A 20,373-nucleotide genomic window follows, 5' to 3' on the forward strand; every position below is an offset into this window, starting at 1 on the left:
CTATTATTTTATTTATATCCTCTAGTAACAATCCCAATTGTAAATGACATTGGAAAAATCTAGAATTAACAAATCTTCCTTACGTATAAAGAAATTAGCAACGCCAGAATCTCCCCACATAATATTTAATGAATCGTCTGTATCGATTTGCAGTAATAATATATCATGTTGTTGGTATTTTTCTTCCCATTCTCTCGGATCTGTCTGTGTGAAAAATGGATAACCACCAATTTTATGTCCTTGTTCTTTACATAAATCATCATACAGTTCGCCTAATTCTGTATTATTTTCTTCATCAACAATTTCTTCCCAATCAATTTTATCACTAAAAATCATTTCAAATCGATAATCTCTTGGTGTTACTGGCTGATATGCCAACTCAAACTTTAGTTTTGCTGCTTCGGGTATGATAAAATTCTCTAAATCTAAAGTGTTTAAATAACTAAAATCAGTAATCACCTTAGTTAAATCCGCTGTGATTGTAGAATGATAAACAATCCGAAAGTCTTTTTGGCTTGTGGGATGATCAAAATCTGCTCCAAAAAGATCTTCTTCAGCACTTATGAAAAACTGTAACATTCCATGTTGAGGCATATGTTCAATGTTAGGTATTTCTTCAAGGTTTAACTGCGCAAGTAGCATCATAGGTTGTCCGTTTGAGTCTTTAGGATGCTCTTGATCTATAGGTAAATACGGATAACCACCAAACTTACTTTCAAAAAGCGTTGTTTCAGCTAATGTTCCAGACACTTTAACATACGGTTTCACACTTTCTTCTAAAATACTACGATACTGTTCTAGTTCTTTCGGAATTTGAAGTTGATACATATTCTTCACTACATTTGCCTCCCTTTAGTAATGAATTGAAAATGCCTAACTTAATTATACAGTAAGCGATAGCTTAATTGAAAATCGTTAAAAATCCATTTTCACCCTCATTTTTTGCGCGCTTGGTGGACAAAGTAAATTATGTTCTAAAACCTTTTTATTAATAGTTCGAATTAAGTCCGCTGCTTCTGCAGTATTTGTATTTTCTTTTAGTTTTTCTTTTAAATCATCAATTTCTTTTGAAAGCTCAATCCACCTAGGTAAAACATGATTATTTGCTAAAGTTCTATAAAGTTGCTTTTCAGGATTGTAAGAAAGATCTTTATCAAGATTAAGAGGTTTCCCTTTACCAGGTAAATTATCAAAAGCTCCTTTCTGTTCTGCTTGTTTAACGATAGAACTAATATGATCCTCATACGTATAAGACCAAACTTTCTCATCTTTTACTAAAATCTCTTGTTTTTTTAGTTTTTTATCTAGTTCTTCTTGATTCATAGATTCCCTCTCCTTTTTATTTTCTAATGTCGTTTTTGTAAATTCTAATGCCCTTAATCCATCGAATAGCTTTTCTCGCCACCATACGCTATCATGTCCGCCTTGAAACTCTTCGTAAGTGGGTTTGGCGTTTCATTTCTTCTAAAGCTTTATATAGCCGTCTATTAGCCGTTAAAAGAGGTTCGTTTTCGAGTTCACCTACTGCTATGTAAGAATGTAGATGAGTCGCATTAGAATATATTAATGAAATTTGATTTTCAATCCAAGGAATTGTATTTTCATAATTATCCTTTTTCCAATGTACGGATCCAGACAGTGACAACACATTTCCGAAAATATGTGGATTTTGAAGTGCTGCATAAAAAGCTGCTAAGCCACCAAGACTGAAACCAGCAATTGTTGTATGATTCTTTTCTTGATAAACGTGATACTTAGCTTGAATCCACGGAAGTAATTCCTTCGTTAAAAATGCATTCATTTTATCGTTATAAGTTAGCTCTTCTAATCGATCGACAGGATCTATAGCAACAGCAATACACGATGGGATTTCTTTTTCGTAAATTAAATAATTAAGTGTTTTTGTGATTGAAAGGTCATTAATGAATGAATTCCCATCAAATACAATGAGAAGTTCTTGAAGATGTGAAGTGTGAGAATAATCATGAGGCGTATAAATATGAATTTTGCGTGTGTTATTTAAAATCGAACTATAAAAAGAATATGTTTCAATCTTTCCGGATGGATAATCATTTGAAGGAAAACGACTGCTATATTGGTCTATTTCGTACTGTTCACTACGCTTTATCCAATCATTTTCGAAAACATCGTTTACTGAAAAATAGTACGTTGAAATAAAACTCTTATCCGTCCTAAACGTTACATACCAAATATCTGTCTGTAACAATCGTTGTAATTGATTTACAGACAAATCCCAACCAGGAAAACTACCGAATACATAAACGTTTTCAGTGTTTTGATCCCCTAACCATATATACGTTATAAGCTTATACTGATTATCTGCAGGGCATTGTTCTATTAGTGGCGTGTGATTTGACTTTATTTCATGCAAAAAAGTATAAAGAGCTTTTTCGTTTCCATTCTTTAATTGATTTTTAAGCTTCTCTAACTTAGGACTGATTATTGTAGTCACCTCTCTTCATCCTTTGTAGTATTCTATATGTAGTTTTTTTCATTAGAATCCCTATATAAAAGTAGTCGTAAGTTATTTGTTTAGCGAAGTTATTTATTAGAAAAATAATCAATTGCCTGAATAGAAAGTTCTAATGATTTTATTCTTCTTTCTAAAAGCGTTCTTTGAGGACTCCCAAGCTTTGACTTAACGTAAATCTTTTCAATTGATGGAAGCAAACCAATTAGAACATTACGAGCTTCTGCTAAATCTTCCTGAGTATAATGATGAGTTTCTTGCTTCCAAACACTTTCTAACATAGCTAAGCCGACACTAGCTGCTTTGAGTCTTTTTTTCACTAAAGTAGTATTTGATCCTTTGTGAGTCATCTGTGATAAGGCATTTTCAAGTTTACTAATTGTTGACTGTAAAGATTTTATTGATTCTACTTTATCTATATTTGATACGTTTTTCATGTTAATGTTATCCCTTCTACGTTGCTAACTTGTTTTGTTTAATGTTTAATGAAATGCTTAAAAGTTTGATTTCACTCGAAATATTTTAACATAAATAACTAACTGTATTCGAGTTGGACAATAACTTAAAGTAAAACAGCTATTCCTCTCTCCTCCCCTGCATCATTCTATTATATGTACTTCTTTCTTCTCATTAGAATTCCTATATAAACTAGTTGTTAATATTGAATGTTTTATGAACAAAAAAACGTACAAGTAATGTAACCTGTACGTTTTCGCTTTTATTCAGTAAGGTAATAAAGTAATAGCTTTCTGGTCTTCTCATAACTTATGAAATCTCTATACAAAATGGGATAATTCACAATTTCTGTTTCTAGAAAACGATATTGCGGAAACCACTCGAAAAACGATTTTCTTAACCACTTTATTTGTTGAAACGTAATGTTCTGTTCGTTTCCATTTAGTACAGAATTTAAAGTAGCTGCTGTATGCATCCAATAATGATTAAAATCAGCGTTTATACAGTCATCTTCGGTAAATTTACTTTTTAAGTCTCGCTGCAATTTTGCTGTAGCACGATAAGGAAACGGTTTATGAAGTGGAATATGCATTTTCTGCAATTCCTTAAAAATAATTTGTTTTCCTAACTTCAACTTTCTCCTCCTTTATTTCTCTATCCAATTTAATAAGTTTTCATAATGATATTGAGCATCGATATACCCAAGATTATATAAATTAACGAGCTTTTCCTTATTTCTTTCTATTCCGCTTATAGGAAGCTGTACACTTGGTTGAATTACATAAAAATTATCTTTTTGTTCTTCTTGATTCATATAAGATATCGTCTCATTATAAAAACGATAATGGCCTACTAAATTCTCTGCGATTTTCGGATATTTTCTATATAAAATTTTAGCTAGGCCTGAAAATTTATTCCGCTGCTTCTCATATCCTTCTGGCTTTGTCATAATTACAACGTTCTTTTCATAACCATCAGTTTGAGCTTTTAAAACTGGTATAGGATCTATAATTCCTCCATCTAGTAATTTTCGATTATCATATTCTACAGCAGGTGCTATAAACGGCACAGAGCTGGATGCACGGATGATTTTTAAAATATCATTTCCATGTTCTGTTTTATTATAATAAACAGCTTGTCCTGATTCGCAATCAGTCGTCCCTATAACAAATTGTTCATTACAGTTTAAGAAAGTTTGAAAATCAAATGGAACAATTTTATTAGGTACTTCATCAAATAAAAAGTCCATTCCAAATAATTCACGTTTTCGAATTAAATTTCGATAAGATATATACCTGTAATCTGATACTAGCTCTGTATTTACCTTCTTATTTCTCCCTTGTTGACGCGACAAATAGGTTGCTCCCATACAGGCTCCAGCTGATACGCCGACTACATATGGAAAGAATAAGTTCTTTTCCATGAAATATTCGAGTACACCTGCAGTATATAAACCTTTCATTCCTCCGCCCTCTAATACTAAACCGATATTCTTCATTCTATATCCCTCTGCTTCTTTTTTCTTAATTTCATATTAGCATAAGATTTTAAGGTGAGGTTATATAAACTAATCACAACAATAACCAGAAACTACTAAAGTAATGTGATAATATCTTTGTGAGTAACATGTTACAATATAAGTAATTCATTCCACATATATTAAAGGAGGAATTTAATATGGGTTTATTTAGCGGTATTTTAGGAAATGCATCAAATACGAGTTCTGAAAGTGTAGAACGTGATTTAGAGAAGATTATGCTAGACGATGAAAAAGTAGAGCATGCTTATAAATTAATTCGTGATCTAATCGTATTTACAAATCGTCGTCTTATATTAGTAGATAAACAAGGAGTAACTGGCAAAAAAACAGAATACCATTCTATTCCTTATAAAAGTATTACACAATATAGCATCGAAACAGCTGGACATTTTGATTTAGATGCAGAACTTAAAATTTGGGTGTCTAGTATGGAGGAACCAATTACGAAAGAATTTAAAGGTGACGATAGTATTTTAAGCATTCAAAAAGCGCTAGTAACCTTTACGACAAAGTAGTGGTTTTTGTATCTTTATTCATTTTCAAAATTACTAACCCGAGTATTTTGGAAGAACATACATTATTTTTGTATATTTAATCTAAAATAATGTAAAAAGGTAAAGCGTATTTTAAATGCTTTACCTTTCTTTTTTGTAATAAACAAGTGTAGTTTTATCATTTAATTTCTTTATTACTTCTGTTCTTTTATACCCCATTTTCTCGTATAGAAAACAATTTCTTTCTTCTTCTAAAATCGTAGCAAGTTCAAAACTTCGTGCTTCTTGAAACATTTCTTCAATTAAAATAAGTACCTTCTGAGCAATTCCTTTCCCTTGATAGATTGGATGAATAAACATTGGACTAATCCAAAATTTATAAGGTAGTTCTTTTGCGGATATACATATCGCTCCAACAAGTTTCGAATCTATTATCACCTTATAAAAATTACTGCTGGGATTATTTATTCTAAAAATAGTTTTTTCAATAGTTTCATTTGCTGGATTTGTTTCATAGTCTTTATATTTATGTAATAAAGAGCTAAATGAGTCTATTTGCATTTGAAATATAACTTCTGCATCAGTTTCTGTCACCTTTTCTAATATAATCTCCATGTTACCAATTTAGACGCTTTCTTAAAGAAGTAATATGAGCGGTATGGTGACGACCATGCCATGCATATAGTCCTATTGCAACAGCAAGTTTTGTTTCACCAGTTTCAGGATGGTTAAATGTCTTTTCTAAATCTTCAATTTCTAGAGAATATAAAAGATTAACCCATCTTTTATGTAATGAATCTAGCATTACTAGTGAAACATCTACCGGTAATTTTGAATCGGGTAACTCTGCCCACTTCTCTTCTTTATACGGCTTAATAGTTGGATTCTTTTCTGTCAGTGCTAATTTAAAACGTATGTAGCTATTCATATGGCTATCAACGACGTGATGAACTACTTGACGTACAGTCCAACCTCCAACGCGATATGGTGTATCTAACTGCTTCTGATCTAAATCTTTAATTGCCTTTGTTAGTTCATTAGGTAAATCTTCAATTTCTTGAATCCATGTATCAATCATTTCTTCAGTTATAGGACGTTTGTATGTAAATTGGCCAATTGGATAACGTAAATCATTCATGAATAAGTCCTCCTTATTATAAGTGTGAAGTATTTCTCCAAATATAGTGTACAAACTTCACATGTTCTCCATTTAATTCTACAGATGTTATATCTGATTCGTTTTGATAAGAAGAAAATCCGCTTTTTTCTAGTACAATTTGTGATGCGAGATTATTAGTCGTTGTTTTAGCATAAACTTCAGTAATTTCATTATTTTTCGCTACATCTAAAATTAATTTTACGGCTGCTGTAGCAACTCCTTTTTTAGTAAATTTTTCTCCGACACGATACCCGAGCGAACTAATTCGAGTTTCCGTATCTATATCTACTAAATTGATTCGCCCTACAATTTCTTTTTCTTCATTACGAATTAAATAAAAATAAGAATCTCCATCTGCCTGTTCTATTAATAAATCGTCTAGTAGTTTTTGGAAATATTCAAATTCAAAATATTTCGAGCCACGATTTGGTACCATTGTTTCAAAAAAAGATTTATTTGTAAGTTCAAACGTAAATAAATCCTTAGCATCTTGTTTCTTTAGTTGCTCTATGTATATTTCCATTCCGTATTCTCCTTCTTGATTTACTAACTGTTATACATTCTTTTTTAATCAATTATATTCCTGCTATTTCTTTCGATTAAGTAATACAGATAGTAGCACTTTCGGATGAAAGAGATGAAATGGACTACGAATTAAATTCATCACTCGTACTAACCGAATATAAACATCAGAATTACTTGCGGATAGTCGATATATTTGCTTCGTATACCATAGTTGAAATTTTTGTTTTGTAGTTAATTCTCTCTTTAGTTGCGGGTGACGTGATATTTCTGTTGTTGTCATATCCCAAGGGGTTTCTATTATAGTAGCTGCCTTTTTATAAAATTGTTGTGTAAATGTTTTATCAAGTTGTTTTCTATCTTGCAAAAGTAATTGCAACTGGTGAGCCTCCATAGCAGCAACTGATACGCCTTGGCCGAAAACGGGATCAAAACGACATTGCGCATCTCCAACAACTAATAAGCCTTCTGGTACATTATTCACTAAATCAAATCGCCGGCGTACTTGATAGGGAATTTTGTATGTCTTTATATCAGTAATTCCCTCAGCCTTGTTTAGGAAGTCTGTAACATTAGAAATTGATAGGTTTTCAGCAAAATCATAAAACTCATCATCTGTTTGTGGTGCTTTCTCGTTTGCGTATCCACTGAAAGTAACAAAATAACGATTATCTTCTATCGTTTGAATAAGAACGCCATAAGGGTTATCAGGGAAACTCGGAGACATTAGCACATTGCAACAGTCTAATTTCTCATTTTCTTTAAGTTTGAACATTTTCGTTGCGTAAAATAAATCAATACGAACTTTCTCTTCTTGTACTTCAATTTCGTATTCTCGTAACCACTCTATACTTTTTGAGCCAAATCCACTCGCATCAACTACAAGGTCTGCATGAACTTCTTCTTGTATGTCTGTCTCTAAATATTTAACTTTTACTCCACACACTTTGTTAAGCTTTTCATCTACCAATAACCCTTTAACCAATGTTTCATATTTAATAGTAATATTTGAAATTTGATGTATTCGTTTTTGAATATGCCATTCTAGTAAAGGACGACTTTGTTGAATCATATGTACTTCCCCTATGAACGGCTGTTTCCATAAACCAAATTGATGCCATTTTAAATCACGAGTAAAGTTATTTACGATACTACCTGCTTCTATTAATTCATTCGTAATATTAGGAAACAATTCTTCAATTGCGTTTTCTCCACCTTTTAATAACACGTGAGGATGATTACTTTGTGGAACTCTTTTTCTCGAAGACTTTCCATCCCATCTTTCACCAGCTTCTATAATGATTACTTCTTTAAAAGAAGTTGATAATGCTTTTGCTGCAAACTTTCCTGCCATACTTCCACCAATAACGATAGCCTTATTAAACATATTTTCCCCCTTAATAAAAAGAGATCCTGCCTTGTATGAATGAAACAGGATCTTAAACTAATTAACTTCTTTATCATTATACTTAAAATACATCAGTAAATTGCAACATTAAAATTAAAATACCTAATCCCCATACGTAATACGCGAATACTTTTAAGGAGTGACGTTTTAAATATTGAATCATCCATGAAACGGCTATGTATCCAAAAAACGCTGCTGATAACGTTCCGACAATTAAAGATGTGCTAGAAATAGATTCTGCTTTCCCTTGAAAAACGTCTACAAATTGCAAAATGATAGCTCCAACGATGGCTGGTGTCGATAGTAAAAAAGAAAAGTAAGCAGCAGTTTCACGGTCTAATTTTCTCCATAATGCAGCGACAATTGTCATTCCAGAACGGGAAATGGCTGGAAAAATAGCAGCAGCTTGAAATGAACCGATAATTAATGCGTCTTTATATGTTATGTGATCCATTTTTTTACGACCATTCTTTTGTTTATCTGCCATGTAGAGAAAGAATCCGGTCACTAAAAACTCCCAACCGATCGTGATTCCTGTTTTTGAAATATCTTCAAAGAAGTCTTTAAACAATAAACCAATTACAACTGCGGGTATTGTCCCAACGATAAGTAATAACATGAGCTTTGAAAATGGGTTTTTAATTAAATATATAAATTCTTTTTTGTAATAAATAAAAACCGCAAGTAAAGTCCCAATATGCAGCATCGTATCTAAAAATAAGCCAGCCTCATCTAATCGGAACAAATGCCTTCCTAAATAAAGATGTCCGGTACTACTGATTGGTAAAAATTCTGTTAAACCTTGAATTATACCTAGTATGAAAGCTTCTAACCAATTCATGATGGTCTCCTTTCTCTTTTGCTTGTACCAATATATGAGGGTTAAATTTTCGATATGAAAAAAACTATATTTCTCTATGAATTTACTTTTTATTTATGGATATATATGTAAAGAGGGTTAAGGAGGGTTATTATGTGGAAGCACACAAAATTCGGTAATGTATTACTTTGGGTGGGCCCTATCTTTGTATTTTTAGGACTATGTATGACAAATGTTATTTCAGATATTCCTTTCTTTGAGGGAAAACAGAAAACGGTTGGTATTGTACTTATATTTATAGGTGTAATCTGTTTTGTTGCTGCTAATCATTTGAAAAAAGGAGAAAGATATGAAGAATAAATCTAAATAAAAAACAATCCTTGCATATTAGCTAGGATTGTTTTTTATTAATGTTGATTATTTGTAGAATACTTTATCAACGTTATATTTCGCTTTGTATTCATTAATGATATATGTTTCGTAAATTTCTCTTTCTGTTGGATCTTCTACGATACATGCATCAATGCGGTATACTTCATCACGGTGATTTTTAATTGGTGAAACATTATCTTCAAAATGCTTCTTAATACGTTGTCTAATTTTACGAGCTTTACCTACGAAAAGAAGTTCGTCATTAATATTGTAAAACATAAAAATGCCGCCTTTATCTCTAGGGAACAAGTGGAAATCGATAAATCCATTAATTGGAGTAATGATTGGCTCGTCTCCTTTAATAACTTGTTTACGTTCAGTAATTGAAACATCAGCTTCAGGAATATTAATTTTAATCAAGTTCATTCACGTCCTCTTTTATTATAAAGATAAATAATAGCATACATAAGTAAGAAAAGCTATGTTCAGAGGCATATTTCATTTTATAATTCAAATATTATAGGTGTATCATGTAAACTTTTCTTCCAAATCATATGATCACTGGATTCTCCCCAGTAATCTTTCAATACATAGTTAGGTTTTCCAAACTTTTTCGTCCATATACTTTGCGCATTTTTATATCCACTATCTAAACAATATTCTGTTATCCCTCTGCTAAGTAATGTAAGAAACATTGTATGTAGTAATAAACTCCCTATTCCCTTTCTTTGATACTCCGGAAGTATGAATACAGTTCCTATTTCATACAAATTTTTAAGTACACCACCTGTACAACTATTAATCAATGTACTTGCTGGACCGATTTCGATTGTTCCAATGATTTTATTGTTACTTGTATCAATTGCTAATAAAAAGTAACGACTTTCTCCGTTACTATCAAAATCACTTTTCAAATACTGCTTTTTTGAGTTAATTTCATTTTCTATGTCATCCAATAATTGTGACAATCCTTCATTTTTGTATGTATTCGTAATAACTATACGGAAAAATAAATATAGTTCATCTACATCATTCAAATTCGGTCGTCTAACTGCAACGTTAGTCATGAATTCAATCTCCAATCCTCATTATGCCATTGTTAATACAACACTTTATATAATCTATTCATCATTATTCTGCAAAAACCTGCATAAATCCAACAGTATAGAAAGCTCATTATAAATATTGATAAAATAATTTTTATATCCATAGTTGTATGAACAGCAGGACCAAGTACCGGAAAGTGGAAAACATCGAGAACGATCATAATACCTATAAGTAGACAAGTTGCTGAAAAAGAAACAATCCATATTCTCCTCTTTAATTTTAAAAAGGATACTCCTAAGGCTAGACCTAATAAGCCTGTAGTAAAAGGAAAGACAATTAGTTCACTGGGCTCAATAATAAATAATAGAAAAATAGTAAGAATATAAGAAAGTATTCCCTCACGAATAGAATAGAAAATAGCAAAAAAAATCGGTAATGTCGAAAATGGACTAATGAGCAAACCTATACCAGGAACTAAGTTCCCAGCTGCTTGAAACATGGTGGCTAATGCACTCATCAAAGCTGTAAGTACTAACTTATTCGCAAGGGACAATTTTCTTTTATGAACAAAGCTCGTATCATGTTCTATCATCAGTTGATACCAATAACGTACAAACCAATTCATTAAAATCCCCCCTAAAGATACCACATTCATTACTTTCTATATTATTCATACACTTATGGTTTATGAGTTGCTTTCTACTAGTTATAAATCACTATATAAAATAGATACTTATAGATTGAAGATTTTTAGGGGGACAAGTCAAGTTGTGCGTTTTGGAAGCAGAATAAACTCTTTATGTTTTTAAACTGAGAATTTATATCGTATCAAGGAATAATTTCAAAAATGGTACCTTTGTTAAAATCAGTTACTTTCATAGAACTGTAAACTCCTAAATATAATTTAGTTTGATTCGAATTTGTTCCTAAACTCATATAATAAGCTGCTTGCGTACCAAAATCATAATTGGTTTCAATAGCATAAAAGTCAGCATGTTTACCGTCTGTACCTGCTCTAGTATAGGCTAAAACACCCTTAATTGGAGACTGGGATTCTCCTTTCTTCGCAAGGTCAGTAAAAACAACGCTACCTGTTAAATTTGGAATTGCATTTCCCATATATGGCTGAACTCCTGTAAGTGAAGTTCCTCCAAACTTATCTGTTCTAGAATCTTTATGAAAATAACTAAGTAGAGGCAGAATACGCTTCACTGAGGTTTGTATTGTTTCATCATAATAAACCGTCGTTCTCTCATCCAAAGTCTGATTCTCAGAACAATGTCGTATAAAAGAAGTAGGTAAATCCCCTTCCCATCCTCGCCACCCAAAATTGATAAACCCATCTTGATTGGGAGTTAACCTCATAAAATGCATTTGAACAAGTTCTGTTACCGGTATAGGTTTATATTGAACAAATGAAAAAATAGACTCTACAATATCTTGTCCGACATTTCCGGCGTATTTGATATATTGATTATAAAACCTTTGAAATGAAATGCCGGTTATATTACGTACTCCTTTTGCAATTACTGTAAGTGTTTCTTGTATAGATAAAGGAAGTTCATTAAAGCGTGTAACTACAGGAGGGTTATTTATAAATGTATTTTTACTTACATCGATTTCAATTATTTTTCCTGCTATTTCTAAATCATCTTGGCTTAAATTAAATGGATCATAACCTGATCCACCATCTCCATTTGTAAAAACAAGTTTTCCAGTCTCAGGTGAAAAGTTTAAACTATTGACTCCGTTATGATTAAAAAATGGTCTTCTTACATTCAGTAATGTTCGTCGCTTTTGAGCTTGACCATTAGATTGTAAAGTCCATTCTTCCACTGTATCAATGTGATCATATTGCGTATTTCTATTAACCCACTTTAAATTTAACGTTTTAGGGTCACAAGGATTCGGTTTAAATTGTTCAGAAAGTGCACCTGGTCCTTGAGTTCCGGCTACTGAATAATGAAGATAAAATAACCCATTTTGATAAAATTGTGGATGGAACGCAAGTCCTAGCAATCCGCGTTCATCATAACCGCTACTAGAAACACCTTCTTCAAATGTACCTAATTTAATAATTAGGTGACGAATATCTAAAAATGTCTTTATAACTCCGTCCCCTATGTAAAAAATCTCTCCTAATTGAGTTGCGATAAATAGTCTTTCGGTCGATTCACCTGGAAGTATCGTTGTTTTCAATACAGTTGGTAAATTTACGTTATGAACAATGGGTCGTAAACTAACTTTAACTTTTGTCAATTAACTGTACACCCCTTTTTCTTCTTTTTTATAGAAGAATATGATTAGAGTAGTTCTGTTAGTATCAAATAAGTTTTATTCCTTTTTATTACAATTTTGTATATAATATAATTATAAATAATCTGGGGGACGAACTATGATAATCGTACTACAAATCATCTTACCACTAATTTTCGCAGTCTATTTATTTACCCTCTATCGTAAAGGGACGTATGGATCAGCTTCATTCCTTTTAGCAGTCATGATAGGAATTTTCGGTTTAGAGAATATTTTTCAGCATGCTAGTCTAACTGATCATGCTATTTATCCATATTGGGGCAGTTTGAAGGCTGTTGTTATCGTTTTATCAGTCGTATTTCTATTTAAAAAAGGTGGTTTAACAGGAAAATATTGATTTTTAATGCGTTACATATTTTCTTGTTAAATTGCTTTTATTTTATAAAAGAAGCAATATTTATGTGAAAACAAGAAGGGATGTGTTACATATGTCTATAAATATTATTTCAATAGTTTCTATCATAATATGGATTGTGTTAATTACAGAACTTATAAAACCTTCAAAAGAACAGAACGTACGAAAAATAGTAACTTTAGTAACTGCTGGTTCCGCATCAACACTTATTTTGACGGTTTCATTTATTCAAAATATCCCGTTTTGGAATTGATAGTGATATATATAACTAACAAAAATATGTATAAATAAAAAGATTAGGGTTCACTCCTAATCTTTTTATATTTTGAGGTAGCACCACATGCCCAGCAAGCTAAGGTCTTGAAGTAGCCCCTAAACAAAATTTAAAATTTTTCTAAAGTTATTTATGTGAATTTAACTCGTTTTCAGGAACATATGTGGTCCTTTTATAATTTGAAGTTCTTTTTAAGCTTCTTATATTTTCTATACGAACGTCTAACAATGTTTAACATAAAATACGGTATTTTAACAGAGAAAGGCAATTTATAAATGAAAGGAAAATAAAAGGTGAAATATGCCTTTTCTAGATCCCTCCACTTACTATCTTCTTTTGTTTTTAAGAAATCAGATACATCGACTACATATCCCCTTCCTTTTTCCATCATCACATTTTTCCCGTGAACATCACAAGGAGTTAATCCTTGTTCCCTCGCATACTCTAAAGCTTTATTTATATCAAGGATCACCTGCTTAGGAATTTTAATCCCCTTATGAAGGGCATCGTATAAGGTAATTTCTTTTAAACGTTTCAATACTATGAAATTTTTCCCTTTATATATAAGCTTTGAATAAGAAGGATGATCTCCAATTCTTCGGTATACTTCTGACTCTTTTTCAATTCCTTCTCCTTCTCGCACGTAAACTTTCACTACCCAATCTTTGTATTCTCTGTGCATGAATACTGCGGCATAATTACCTGTTCCTAAACACTTCCAAAGTCTAGGAATATCTTTAACTACTACAGGCTCGAATTCATCATCACTTCTTATACTTACCTCTTTTAATAATTCGTCATTTATCAATCCCACAAAACTATTTATACTCATCATTCCCACTCCGGTTTTGCTAAAAGGGGGCCCACCCACATTTTAACGAAAATATACACTAAGCGAATTTTAGCATAACATGCCAAATCTATATTACTCTATTTTATAACCTAAAACATTGTTTAGAAATGTAGCAAGGGTTTGTTAATGGTTCAATTCTTCTTCCACAACTATTTTTGTTAGCAAAAACTTTTATTGTTTTAATAGTCTTTTGTTTAATTCCCACAATGCTGTTTTGTTGCTATCCCATTTCAAAAGCGTTACTGCTTCCTCAAAGCATAACCATTTATAATTAAAGTGTTCTTTAGATAATGATATGTTTTTTGTAGGGACTTTAACTCCAAAAGAAAATTCTTTTATTACATAAACCTCTTCTCCCCAAAGGAATCCTCTAACTACATCCTCTACGGGTAGTGAAGACACAGAATCTAATTGTATATATGGACATTCTCTTGTAATACCAGCCTCTTCAAACGCTTCCCGTTTTGCTGATTCAATAGGAATCTCACCGACTTCTCCGCCACCAGCTATTCCTTGCCAATAACTATAATCACTTCGGTTGAAAATAGCATATTGAATGGAATCAGTAGTTTTTATATAAGGAAATATCAATACTTGATATGGCGCTCTCATTGCTTAAGCTCCTCTCAAAAATAAGTTTTAAATAAATATAAATAAAGAGCCGACATCACAATTCTACATTATTAATGCAGGTTTATAATGTCGGCCTTCTATTTTTAAAGAATTTTATTTTTCATAAACAGGCTTACTCTTAACAGAGGGAAAACTGCTTATTCCTTGTCGAATTTGTTTAGCATGGTTCTTCCTAAATGTTAGCAGTACCCTATATTATTCAATTGCGCCAGCAACATCATAATCATTTAAATCTAACTCAATTGGTTGTCCCAGCGCTAATTTAGCAAGTTCCGCTCCTAAGTATGGACCAGCTGTTAAACCCGAAGCTCCTAATCCATTCGCAACGAGAATTCCTTTAAAGTTAGGTAGTGGTCCGATAACAGGTAAGAATCCTGGTGTAAATGGTCTGAATCCAACTCTCGTTTCAAGCACTGTAGCATTTTCTAAGCCAGGTGCAACTGCTAATGCCTTATGGAATACTTCATGTAAACCACCTGCTGTTACACGATGATCGAAACCAGTATCATTCTCATGTGTTGCACCAATTACGACATGCCCATTGTCAAACGTTAAAATATATTGATCGTTCGGTGGCATAACAACTGGCATATTTTCTGTTGCTGTATTCTCGATTTGCAGATGAACAATTTGTCCTTTTTGGAATGTAACTAAGAAATTAATTCCTAATGGATTCAAGATTTCGTTCGCCCATGCGCCTGCAGTTACAATAACCTTTTCCGCTAAAATTGTTTCATCGTTTACTGTAACTCCCGTAATATGATTTCCTTCACGGACTAATATAGCATCGCCTTTTATTAAAGTTGCACCATGTTTTTTCGCAGCACTTATTAATGCATTGCGTAATAATCTTCCATTTACTCGTGCAGCACCACTAATATGAACAGAACTATATTCGTCTGATAATGCTGGGAATAATTTTTTTGTTTCTTCAGCTGATAAGCGAGTGATTTCACCAATCTCTGGGGCATCTTCACGTCGTTTATAAGCTCGCTCTTCCATTTGATCTAACTTTTTCTCGTCAGTATGTAAACTAATTGCACCTACACGATTATATCCTGTGTCAGTTTCACCGTCTTCTTCTAATTGCTGAATTAACGAAGAATAGTAACGTGCACCGCCTTTAACAATTTTATACCATGCTTTATTACGACGCTGCGATAGCCATGGACATACAATACCTGCTCCTGCATCAGTTGCTTGCCCTAATTGTTGGCGATCCACGATAGTAACATTCGCACCTGCCTTAGCAAGATGATAAGCAGTAGACGCTCCTAAAATTCCAGATCCAACTACAATATACGATTTCATCTCAAACACCTTTTCTCTTTTGCTAATTATATAAATATAAGAACATTCCTTAGTATAATAGAAGGAATACTTTTTTCAATGTACTCATCACAATTAATTGTTGCAGCATTGTGACTTTCTTAATCATTATTTTTTCTTCTTACGGAATAATTCAATTGTTTTATAGCCTTGTGAAAGGATCTCTATCATTTTCTCTAGACGTTTTTCACGTGTTTTTTCTTGTTTTACAGAAAAAAGATTACGTGCCCAATCTTTCTGATATCCAGGCGTTAAACTTTGATAAAACTTAAGTTCATTCGGATGATTAGCTAATAATGCTTCAACATCTTTAATTCGATCTGCATAATCGGCAACACATTGACTCATAGCAGATGTTTTCGTTGTTTTTTTCTTCTCGCGTTTTAAACCTACAACAGTAAAGACTTCATCCATACTTACCATTCGTGCAAATTTAATATCACTTTCTCCCACATAACCATCTTCTCCAACATTTAATGCCGGAAACATCTCATCACGGTGAATAAACGTACTATAACGAGCATTACCTTTTTTCGGATATGCGAAGAATACGTAACCTTTTTCAATTAGTAATTCTTCATTACTTATAATAAAATTCGTTTGTTTCACCATTTCATCAAGCGTTTCTACAAATATAAAGATAGCATCGTGTTCTTTTGAGAATGCAGTTTCTTTACCTGTAAAAATGTCATAATCACTTGGTTCGTTAATAACGACCATATTTGTATACTTATTAAGTTTCAATTTATCAATAACTGACATATTAATCTTCCTTTACATTCAAAATTCATTGTACATACTTTTGCGTACTGTTCTAGTGTATTATATGTATTAAGAAAATCAACTTTAAATCGTATTATTCTGCTGCAAAAGAATATAATTCTTTACTAGATGGGGTGGTTTTATGCCATATGTAATCCGAGATGAAGGGCTAGTTTTACAAGGGGATGATGGAAAAGAACCAATTTTTCATACATATGAAGAAGCGGAGGAAACATTAAAAACATTAACTATACCGCAGTTTCCGAAACATATTAGAAGAAAACCATTTACACCAAAATAATAAAGATAGCCGCTTCTGAATAAAAACCAGCTATCTTTATTATTCATAACTTAATAGCAAATAAAGTATATAAAAACTCTTTATATTGATTTTCTGTAATTTCACGCTTAGTTTTTTCCCCATGAATAACTTCAGTTAAACTTGTATTCGTTAATGAAATATGACCGGAGTTCGTCAACTTTACTGCAATTGGTCCTTTATTAAAAATAGACTTCTCATCTTCTATCACTCTTCTTTGAACATCGTTTACTACTATCTCATCAATAATATGTTTATAAAAAGCATGACAAACTTTCCATTCTCCAGCAGCATCTATTCTTTCTAAAACATAATTTCCTTTACTCGTATCTTTTCGTCTCACTCGGTACGAACCATTTTTTGAAGAAACAGACTCGCCAGTAAAAGGTACAGGAACAAGAGGTACTAACGAAGCTATACCTACATCAATTAAATACTGTAGATTATCATAAGTTAAAATAATTGTTATATGGCCATCCTCCAGTGCCCATGCATTTATATCATTTTTATACACCGTACCTAATGCCAGTTGTACATCATAGCCACAGTCTTTTAAGAAATAGTAAAAAAGAGTATTTAATTCGTAGCAGAGTCCACCACGGGAACTAGTTAAAATTTTCTCTCGTAAGTTTTCCAGAGAGATTTGATTCGTATTTCGTGCTATAACATCTAAATTCTCAAATGGTATAGTGTGTGCAAATGAAAAGAGTATAGTAGGTAATTCTTCGAACGTTACTTCATTACGTTTTTTAAGATTTAATCTTGTGAAAAGCTGATTTTGTAAACTTGTCATAATTAGCACCCCTTAAAAATTTATAAGTTTAAATAATATATGCTGATTGTAAATTTTAAGGGGCACTGTAACAATGTACATTTCATTTAACTGTACCGGTACAAAAATTACGATTCACAAGGTAAATTAATAGAAGGCGTCATTACAAATGTCTTTTCTGTAATTACTTCTTTTTGGGGCAAATCAAAAGCTACGAATATAAATTTAATAGTTTATCTATAGGCAAATTATCAATATCACTTAAATCAACAAAATAGTGAAGTTGCCACGTTTGGCTCCTTTTAGCTTGATTGCTAACAGTGGTATCCCAAACAGGATAAATTCTCATTGCCATTTTCCCTGTTTGACTTTGTGTTCTCAATATTTTTTCTTTAAGAAGAATCTCTTTAGGAAAAATAAATTGTCCTAGTTTGTTATCAGCAATACAAGTGATTACTAATAAATCAGGAGCAGCTTCATAAGAGAAAGCTCTATTTCGCATATTTTCATCTTTCTCCCAAAAAGAAACAAATTGACCAATTTTATTAGGAGTAACTTTTGATTTTCTAAAACGAATAGTTTTGTTATTTAAATGGAATAAACATCCTGCATATTCTGCGTTTTGCTTTTCTTCTTTTAGATTCGTAATCATTAAGTTGTTAGGTTTGTAAACTATATTATTTAAATTTTGGATTATATTATTAAAATTGTTCAAGAAAACTCCCCCTTTATTCATCTCTTAGTTTACCACAAACATCAGTTCTTCTATATCGTATATAATCATGAACTAAGTGAAATGGGGGAATTTAGCGGGATATAATTATTACTTTAATGTACTTAGTTTTTCAATTGCTTGTTGTTCAGTTGCTAAGTAAAAAATGTCATTCCCTTTATTACATTCATAAATAAAATCCTTTAAGCTTTTACTAGTATACATAGAGAAATCTCCAACAATAGCAATCTTTACCTTGTAGTTTATAAACTTTTGAAGAATATCGCCCGCAAGCCGTGTTTTTAGATCAAAGAAATCTTCACTTATTAAAGATTTATGGATAATAATATGTTTCGCATCTACCTCATATTGAACTGTTGCCATAGTATCTAATGCAGACTGAACATCCGATATTAATACCTTATCGTTTCTAATGACCGCAATATTGATTCCATCGATTACTACTTTCTTTATTTCCATAGTCCCACCCCTTTATAATTTACAGAGTATGAGTAAAATTGTTTTACAAAACTTCGTATTAATCATAGATTAAATTAGCCGCAGCTATTAAAATTGCCTCTATTTTTTATTGTAAATATATATTTTTTTATTACTAATACGGTCAATGAAATTAATGATAGTTTCTCTTTTTTATATTTTTGAATGTATATATGTGAAATTGCTTTTACTTGTTATAAAAATATTGTGGAGTAACATAACTTAACAAACTATCCAAAGTGTTAATCTCGGCATATGGTTGTATTTTGGTCGTATTCTTGATTTTTTGAGGGTTAAACCACACACCTTTTATATTTGCATTTTGAGGACCAACAATATCCTTTTCTAAGTCATCCCCAACAAATAAAGTATTTTCCGGCTGTAAATTTAGCTTATTTAATGCTAGTTCGAATATACGTTTATCAGGTTTACTAAATCCCACTTCTTCAGAAATAATGATTGTTTCAAAATATCTATTTAAATTCGTATTAAATATTTTAGCTTTTTGCCTCTGAGTTGAGCCATTTGTTATAATTCCAACTTTAAAGTGCTTCTTTATTTGATTTAAGAAATGAATAGTATTTTGGTCTATTGAAAAACATTTAGGTAAATTTTCATTCCAAAAATCTTGGATATAATTGTGTGGCAATCTATATTTCGGCGCGAATTCATCAAATAATGATTCTAAAACTATCGTTTTATCACTAATGCCGTATTCCCTTTTATCGTATTCTTTGAATTTCTGTAACATATTGTTTTTGACTGTATCACTAACATCCTCATAACATTTTTCTAAAACTAATAAAAACAAGTTATCTACTGCCTTATCCCTATCAATTAACGTATCATCTAAATCAAACAGCATCGCTTTATAACCCATCAAATAATTTCACAACCTTTCTCACATGATTTAAATAATCCCTTGTTTGCACCTTAAGCCTTTACTAAATTAGCAAAAAAACTAAAAAATTTGTGGCGTAAGCTCTAAAATTTCGCTGGCTTCTTTTATATTTAAATTCATCTCCCTTTCCCCTTCTAGTAAAGTATCAAAAGTATATTTTCAAACAGTTTAAAAAACTACATGCAATTTACATTATTATACATTAGTTTTTTGTAAATATTAATTGTTTAGCTTTTTATATAATAAGTTTTTTCAAGCGCACAAATATTTCTCTATAAAAAAGGAATATGGGTAATAATACTTTTTTATGGAGAATACACAATCTTGAAAATGGAGCTAC

At 31.8% G+C, this 20,373-nt stretch carries 27 protein-coding genes and 1 pseudogene; 5 read left to right on the top strand and 23 right to left on the bottom strand.

The window, feature by feature from the left end:
- Window positions 1-21 precede the first annotated feature (21 nt).
- The 6 genes from NST27_RS12945 to NST27_RS12970 form a co-directional block, all read right to left on the bottom strand.
- Entirely contained in the window at window positions 22-837 is an 816-nt protein-coding gene (locus NST27_RS12945) for a YwqG family protein (RefSeq protein ID WP_047386290.1), read from the bottom strand.
- A 78-nt stretch (window positions 838-915) separates the two neighbouring features.
- Window positions 916-1,323, bottom strand: coding sequence for a DnaJ family domain-containing protein (locus tag NST27_RS12950; RefSeq protein WP_001987779.1), 408 nt, complete (start codon window positions 1,321-1,323; stop codon window positions 916-918).
- Window positions 1,324-1,414: 91 nt separating this feature from the next.
- Window positions 1,415-2,392: an alpha/beta hydrolase-fold protein gene (locus tag NST27_RS12955; RefSeq protein WP_081338728.1), complete on the bottom strand. Its 978-nt coding sequence runs from the start codon at window positions 2,390-2,392 to the stop codon at window positions 1,415-1,417.
- Between the two features lie 170 nt (window positions 2,393-2,562).
- On the bottom strand, window positions 2,563-2,928 hold the full coding sequence (locus NST27_RS12960; RefSeq protein WP_000800300.1) for a hypothetical protein: 366 nt from the start codon (window positions 2,926-2,928) through the stop codon (window positions 2,563-2,565).
- Between the two features lie 281 nt (window positions 2,929-3,209).
- Window positions 3,210-3,581: a YxiJ-like family protein gene (locus tag NST27_RS12965; protein ID WP_000765913.1), complete on the bottom strand. Its 372-nt coding sequence runs from the start codon at window positions 3,579-3,581 to the stop codon at window positions 3,210-3,212.
- Window positions 3,582-3,593: 12 nt separating this feature from the next.
- Window positions 3,594-4,445: a patatin-like phospholipase family protein gene (locus NST27_RS12970; protein ID WP_000789293.1), complete on the bottom strand. Its 852-nt coding sequence runs from the start codon at window positions 4,443-4,445 to the stop codon at window positions 3,594-3,596.
- A gap of 179 nt (window positions 4,446-4,624) precedes the next feature.
- Here NST27_RS12970 and NST27_RS12975 point away from each other — a divergent pair, with 179 nt between their 5' ends.
- Window positions 4,625-5,002 carry a PH domain-containing protein gene (locus tag NST27_RS12975; protein ID WP_000522476.1) on the top strand — a complete coding sequence of 126 codons (378 nt, stop codon included), beginning with the start codon at window positions 4,625-4,627 and terminating at the stop codon, window positions 5,000-5,002.
- A 120-nt stretch (window positions 5,003-5,122) separates the two neighbouring features.
- Here the strand turns inward: NST27_RS12975 and NST27_RS12980 are convergent, their stop codons facing one another.
- From NST27_RS12980 to NST27_RS13000, 5 genes are all read right to left on the bottom strand, one after another.
- The gene (locus NST27_RS12980) at window positions 5,123-5,596 is read right to left on the bottom strand and encodes a GNAT family N-acetyltransferase (protein WP_001987769.1); all 474 of its coding nucleotides are present in this window, start codon (window positions 5,594-5,596) and stop codon (window positions 5,123-5,125) included.
- 1 nt (window position 5,597) lies between these two features.
- Window positions 5,598-6,119, bottom strand: a complete 522-nt coding sequence (locus NST27_RS12985; RefSeq protein WP_000999070.1) for a YfiT family bacillithiol transferase — start codon at window positions 6,117-6,119, stop codon at window positions 5,598-5,600.
- Window positions 6,120-6,135: 16 nt separating this feature from the next.
- Window positions 6,136-6,663, bottom strand: coding sequence for a GNAT family N-acetyltransferase (locus NST27_RS12990; RefSeq protein WP_000409244.1), 528 nt, complete (start codon window positions 6,661-6,663; stop codon window positions 6,136-6,138).
- Window positions 6,664-6,726: 63 nt separating this feature from the next.
- Window positions 6,727-8,049, bottom strand: a complete 1,323-nt coding sequence (locus NST27_RS12995; RefSeq protein WP_000482058.1) for an FAD-dependent oxidoreductase — start codon at window positions 8,047-8,049, stop codon at window positions 6,727-6,729.
- 82 nt (window positions 8,050-8,131) lie between these two features.
- Window positions 8,132-8,911 carry an undecaprenyl-diphosphate phosphatase gene (locus NST27_RS13000; RefSeq protein WP_001104300.1) on the bottom strand — a complete coding sequence of 260 codons (780 nt, stop codon included), beginning with the start codon at window positions 8,909-8,911 and terminating at the stop codon, window positions 8,132-8,134.
- A gap of 132 nt (window positions 8,912-9,043) precedes the next feature.
- Here NST27_RS13000 and NST27_RS13005 point away from each other — a divergent pair, with 132 nt between their 5' ends.
- Window positions 9,044-9,250: a hypothetical protein gene (locus NST27_RS13005; RefSeq protein WP_000265471.1), complete on the top strand. Its 207-nt coding sequence runs from the start codon at window positions 9,044-9,046 to the stop codon at window positions 9,248-9,250.
- 57 nt (window positions 9,251-9,307) lie between these two features.
- Here the strand turns inward: NST27_RS13005 and NST27_RS13010 are convergent, their stop codons facing one another.
- The 4 genes from NST27_RS13010 to NST27_RS13025 form a co-directional block, all read right to left on the bottom strand.
- A complete protein-coding gene (locus NST27_RS13010) occupies window positions 9,308-9,688 on the bottom strand; it encodes a nucleotide excision repair endonuclease (protein ID WP_001048941.1) in 381 nt (126 codons plus the stop codon).
- Window positions 9,689-9,765: 77 nt separating this feature from the next.
- Complete coding sequence (locus NST27_RS13015) at window positions 9,766-10,329, bottom strand: GNAT family N-acetyltransferase (RefSeq protein ID WP_000185963.1); 564 nt, start codon at window positions 10,327-10,329, stop codon at window positions 9,766-9,768.
- A gap of 32 nt (window positions 10,330-10,361) precedes the next feature.
- Window positions 10,362-10,934, bottom strand: coding sequence for a hypothetical protein (locus NST27_RS13020; protein ID WP_001103993.1), 573 nt, complete (start codon window positions 10,932-10,934; stop codon window positions 10,362-10,364).
- A gap of 203 nt (window positions 10,935-11,137) precedes the next feature.
- Entirely contained in the window at window positions 11,138-12,568 is a 1,431-nt protein-coding gene (locus tag NST27_RS13025; protein ID WP_000170008.1) for a PQQ-dependent sugar dehydrogenase, read from the bottom strand.
- 136 nt (window positions 12,569-12,704) lie between these two features.
- Between NST27_RS13025 and NST27_RS13030 the strand changes: the two genes are divergently transcribed.
- Both NST27_RS13030 and NST27_RS13035 read left to right on the top strand, forming a co-directional pair.
- Window positions 12,705-12,962 carry a hypothetical protein gene (locus NST27_RS13030; protein ID WP_000587704.1) on the top strand — a complete coding sequence of 86 codons (258 nt, stop codon included), beginning with the start codon at window positions 12,705-12,707 and terminating at the stop codon, window positions 12,960-12,962.
- Between the two features lie 91 nt (window positions 12,963-13,053).
- Complete coding sequence (locus NST27_RS13035; RefSeq protein ID WP_000026328.1) at window positions 13,054-13,233, top strand: hypothetical protein; 180 nt, start codon at window positions 13,054-13,056, stop codon at window positions 13,231-13,233.
- 193 nt (window positions 13,234-13,426) lie between these two features.
- Here the strand turns inward: NST27_RS13035 and NST27_RS13040 are convergent, their stop codons facing one another.
- The 4 genes from NST27_RS13040 to NST27_RS13055 all read right to left on the bottom strand — a co-directional run bounded on the left by NST27_RS13040 (window position 13,427) and on the right by NST27_RS13055 (window position 16,831).
- On the bottom strand, window positions 13,427-14,086 hold the full coding sequence (locus NST27_RS13040) for a serine/threonine protein kinase (protein WP_000026531.1): 660 nt from the start codon (window positions 14,084-14,086) through the stop codon (window positions 13,427-13,429).
- A 192-nt stretch (window positions 14,087-14,278) separates the two neighbouring features.
- Window positions 14,279-14,719: an NUDIX hydrolase gene (locus NST27_RS13045; RefSeq protein WP_001202618.1), complete on the bottom strand. Its 441-nt coding sequence runs from the start codon at window positions 14,717-14,719 to the stop codon at window positions 14,279-14,281.
- Between the two features lie 216 nt (window positions 14,720-14,935).
- Window positions 14,936-16,051 (bottom strand): NAD(P)/FAD-dependent oxidoreductase, encoded by a 1,116-nt coding sequence (locus NST27_RS13050; RefSeq protein ID WP_000844391.1) that lies wholly within the window; start codon window positions 16,049-16,051, stop codon window positions 14,936-14,938.
- A 126-nt stretch (window positions 16,052-16,177) separates the two neighbouring features.
- Complete coding sequence (locus NST27_RS13055) at window positions 16,178-16,831, bottom strand: YdeI/OmpD-associated family protein (RefSeq protein ID WP_000110844.1); 654 nt, start codon at window positions 16,829-16,831, stop codon at window positions 16,178-16,180.
- Window positions 16,832-16,973: 142 nt separating this feature from the next.
- Between NST27_RS13055 and NST27_RS13060 the strand changes: the two are divergent.
- Window positions 16,974-17,155, top strand: a pseudogene (locus NST27_RS13060) (hypothetical protein).
- Between the two features lie 20 nt (window positions 17,156-17,175).
- On the opposite strand, the gene NST27_RS13065 reads toward NST27_RS13060, so the two are convergent.
- The 4 genes from NST27_RS13065 to NST27_RS13080 form a co-directional block, all read right to left on the bottom strand.
- Window positions 17,176-17,943: an arylamine N-acetyltransferase family protein gene (locus tag NST27_RS13065; RefSeq protein ID WP_000202802.1), complete on the bottom strand. Its 768-nt coding sequence runs from the start codon at window positions 17,941-17,943 to the stop codon at window positions 17,176-17,178.
- A gap of 190 nt (window positions 17,944-18,133) precedes the next feature.
- A complete protein-coding gene (locus NST27_RS13070; RefSeq protein WP_080009036.1) occupies window positions 18,134-18,658 on the bottom strand; it encodes a MepB family protein in 525 nt (174 codons plus the stop codon).
- A gap of 87 nt (window positions 18,659-18,745) precedes the next feature.
- Window positions 18,746-19,114: a DUF4180 domain-containing protein gene (locus tag NST27_RS13075; protein ID WP_000403464.1), complete on the bottom strand. Its 369-nt coding sequence runs from the start codon at window positions 19,112-19,114 to the stop codon at window positions 18,746-18,748.
- 205 nt (window positions 19,115-19,319) lie between these two features.
- Window positions 19,320-20,012 carry an HAD family hydrolase gene (locus NST27_RS13080; protein WP_000540706.1) on the bottom strand — a complete coding sequence of 231 codons (693 nt, stop codon included), beginning with the start codon at window positions 20,010-20,012 and terminating at the stop codon, window positions 19,320-19,322.
- Between the last annotated feature and the right edge of the window lie 361 nt (window positions 20,013-20,373).

The organism is Bacillus sp. FSL W8-0770 (assembly GCF_038008705.1).
Lineage (GTDB): Bacteria > Bacillota > Bacilli > Bacillales > Bacillaceae_G > Bacillus_A > Bacillus_A cereus.

Excerpts from the sequence above, each read along its gene's own strand:
- NST27_RS12950 (WP_001987779.1), bottom strand. The coding sequence starts at position 1,323 with ATGAATCAAGAAGAACTAGATAAAAAACTAAAAAAACAAGAGATTTTA.
- NST27_RS12960 (WP_000800300.1), bottom strand. The coding sequence starts at position 2,928 with ATGAAAAACGTATCAAATATAGATAAAGTAGAATCAATAAAATCTTTA.
- NST27_RS12970 (WP_000789293.1), bottom strand. The coding sequence starts at position 4,445 with ATGAAGAATATCGGTTTAGTATTAGAGGGCGGAGGAATGAAAGGTTTA.
- NST27_RS12975 (WP_000522476.1), top strand. The coding sequence starts at position 4,625 with ATGGGTTTATTTAGCGGTATTTTAGGAAATGCATCAAATACGAGTTCT.
- NST27_RS12980 (WP_001987769.1), bottom strand. The coding sequence starts at position 5,596 with ATGGAGATTATATTAGAAAAGGTGACAGAAACTGATGCAGAAGTTATA.
- NST27_RS12985 (WP_000999070.1), bottom strand. The coding sequence starts at position 6,119 with ATGAATGATTTACGTTATCCAATTGGCCAATTTACATACAAACGTCCT.
- NST27_RS12990 (WP_000409244.1), bottom strand. The coding sequence starts at position 6,663 with ATGGAAATATACATAGAGCAACTAAAGAAACAAGATGCTAAGGATTTA.
- NST27_RS12995 (WP_000482058.1), bottom strand. The coding sequence starts at position 8,049 with ATGTTTAATAAGGCTATCGTTATTGGTGGAAGTATGGCAGGAAAGTTT.
- NST27_RS13000 (WP_001104300.1), bottom strand. The coding sequence starts at position 8,911 with ATGAATTGGTTAGAAGCTTTCATACTAGGTATAATTCAAGGTTTAACA.
- NST27_RS13005 (WP_000265471.1), top strand. The coding sequence starts at position 9,044 with ATGTGGAAGCACACAAAATTCGGTAATGTATTACTTTGGGTGGGCCCT.
- NST27_RS13010 (WP_001048941.1), bottom strand. The coding sequence starts at position 9,688 with ATGAACTTGATTAAAATTAATATTCCTGAAGCTGATGTTTCAATTACT.
- NST27_RS13015 (WP_000185963.1), bottom strand. The coding sequence starts at position 10,329 with ATGACTAACGTTGCAGTTAGACGACCGAATTTGAATGATGTAGATGAA.
- NST27_RS13020 (WP_001103993.1), bottom strand. The coding sequence starts at position 10,934 with ATGAATTGGTTTGTACGTTATTGGTATCAACTGATGATAGAACATGAT.
- NST27_RS13030 (WP_000587704.1), top strand. The coding sequence starts at position 12,705 with ATGATAATCGTACTACAAATCATCTTACCACTAATTTTCGCAGTCTAT.
- NST27_RS13035 (WP_000026328.1), top strand. The coding sequence starts at position 13,054 with ATGTCTATAAATATTATTTCAATAGTTTCTATCATAATATGGATTGTG.
- NST27_RS13040 (WP_000026531.1), bottom strand. The coding sequence starts at position 14,086 with ATGAGTATAAATAGTTTTGTGGGATTGATAAATGACGAATTATTAAAA.
- NST27_RS13045 (WP_001202618.1), bottom strand. The coding sequence starts at position 14,719 with ATGAGAGCGCCATATCAAGTATTGATATTTCCTTATATAAAAACTACT.
- NST27_RS13050 (WP_000844391.1), bottom strand. The coding sequence starts at position 16,051 with ATGAAATCGTATATTGTAGTTGGATCTGGAATTTTAGGAGCGTCTACT.
- NST27_RS13055 (WP_000110844.1), bottom strand. The coding sequence starts at position 16,831 with ATGTCAGTTATTGATAAATTGAAACTTAATAAGTATACAAATATGGTC.
- NST27_RS13065 (WP_000202802.1), bottom strand. The coding sequence starts at position 17,943 with ATGACAAGTTTACAAAATCAGCTTTTCACAAGATTAAATCTTAAAAAA.
- NST27_RS13070 (WP_080009036.1), bottom strand. The coding sequence starts at position 18,658 with ATGAATAAAGGGGGAGTTTTCTTGAACAATTTTAATAATATAATCCAA.
- NST27_RS13075 (WP_000403464.1), bottom strand. The coding sequence starts at position 19,114 with ATGGAAATAAAGAAAGTAGTAATCGATGGAATCAATATTGCGGTCATT.
- NST27_RS13080 (WP_000540706.1), bottom strand. The coding sequence starts at position 20,012 with ATGGGTTATAAAGCGATGCTGTTTGATTTAGATGATACGTTAATTGAT.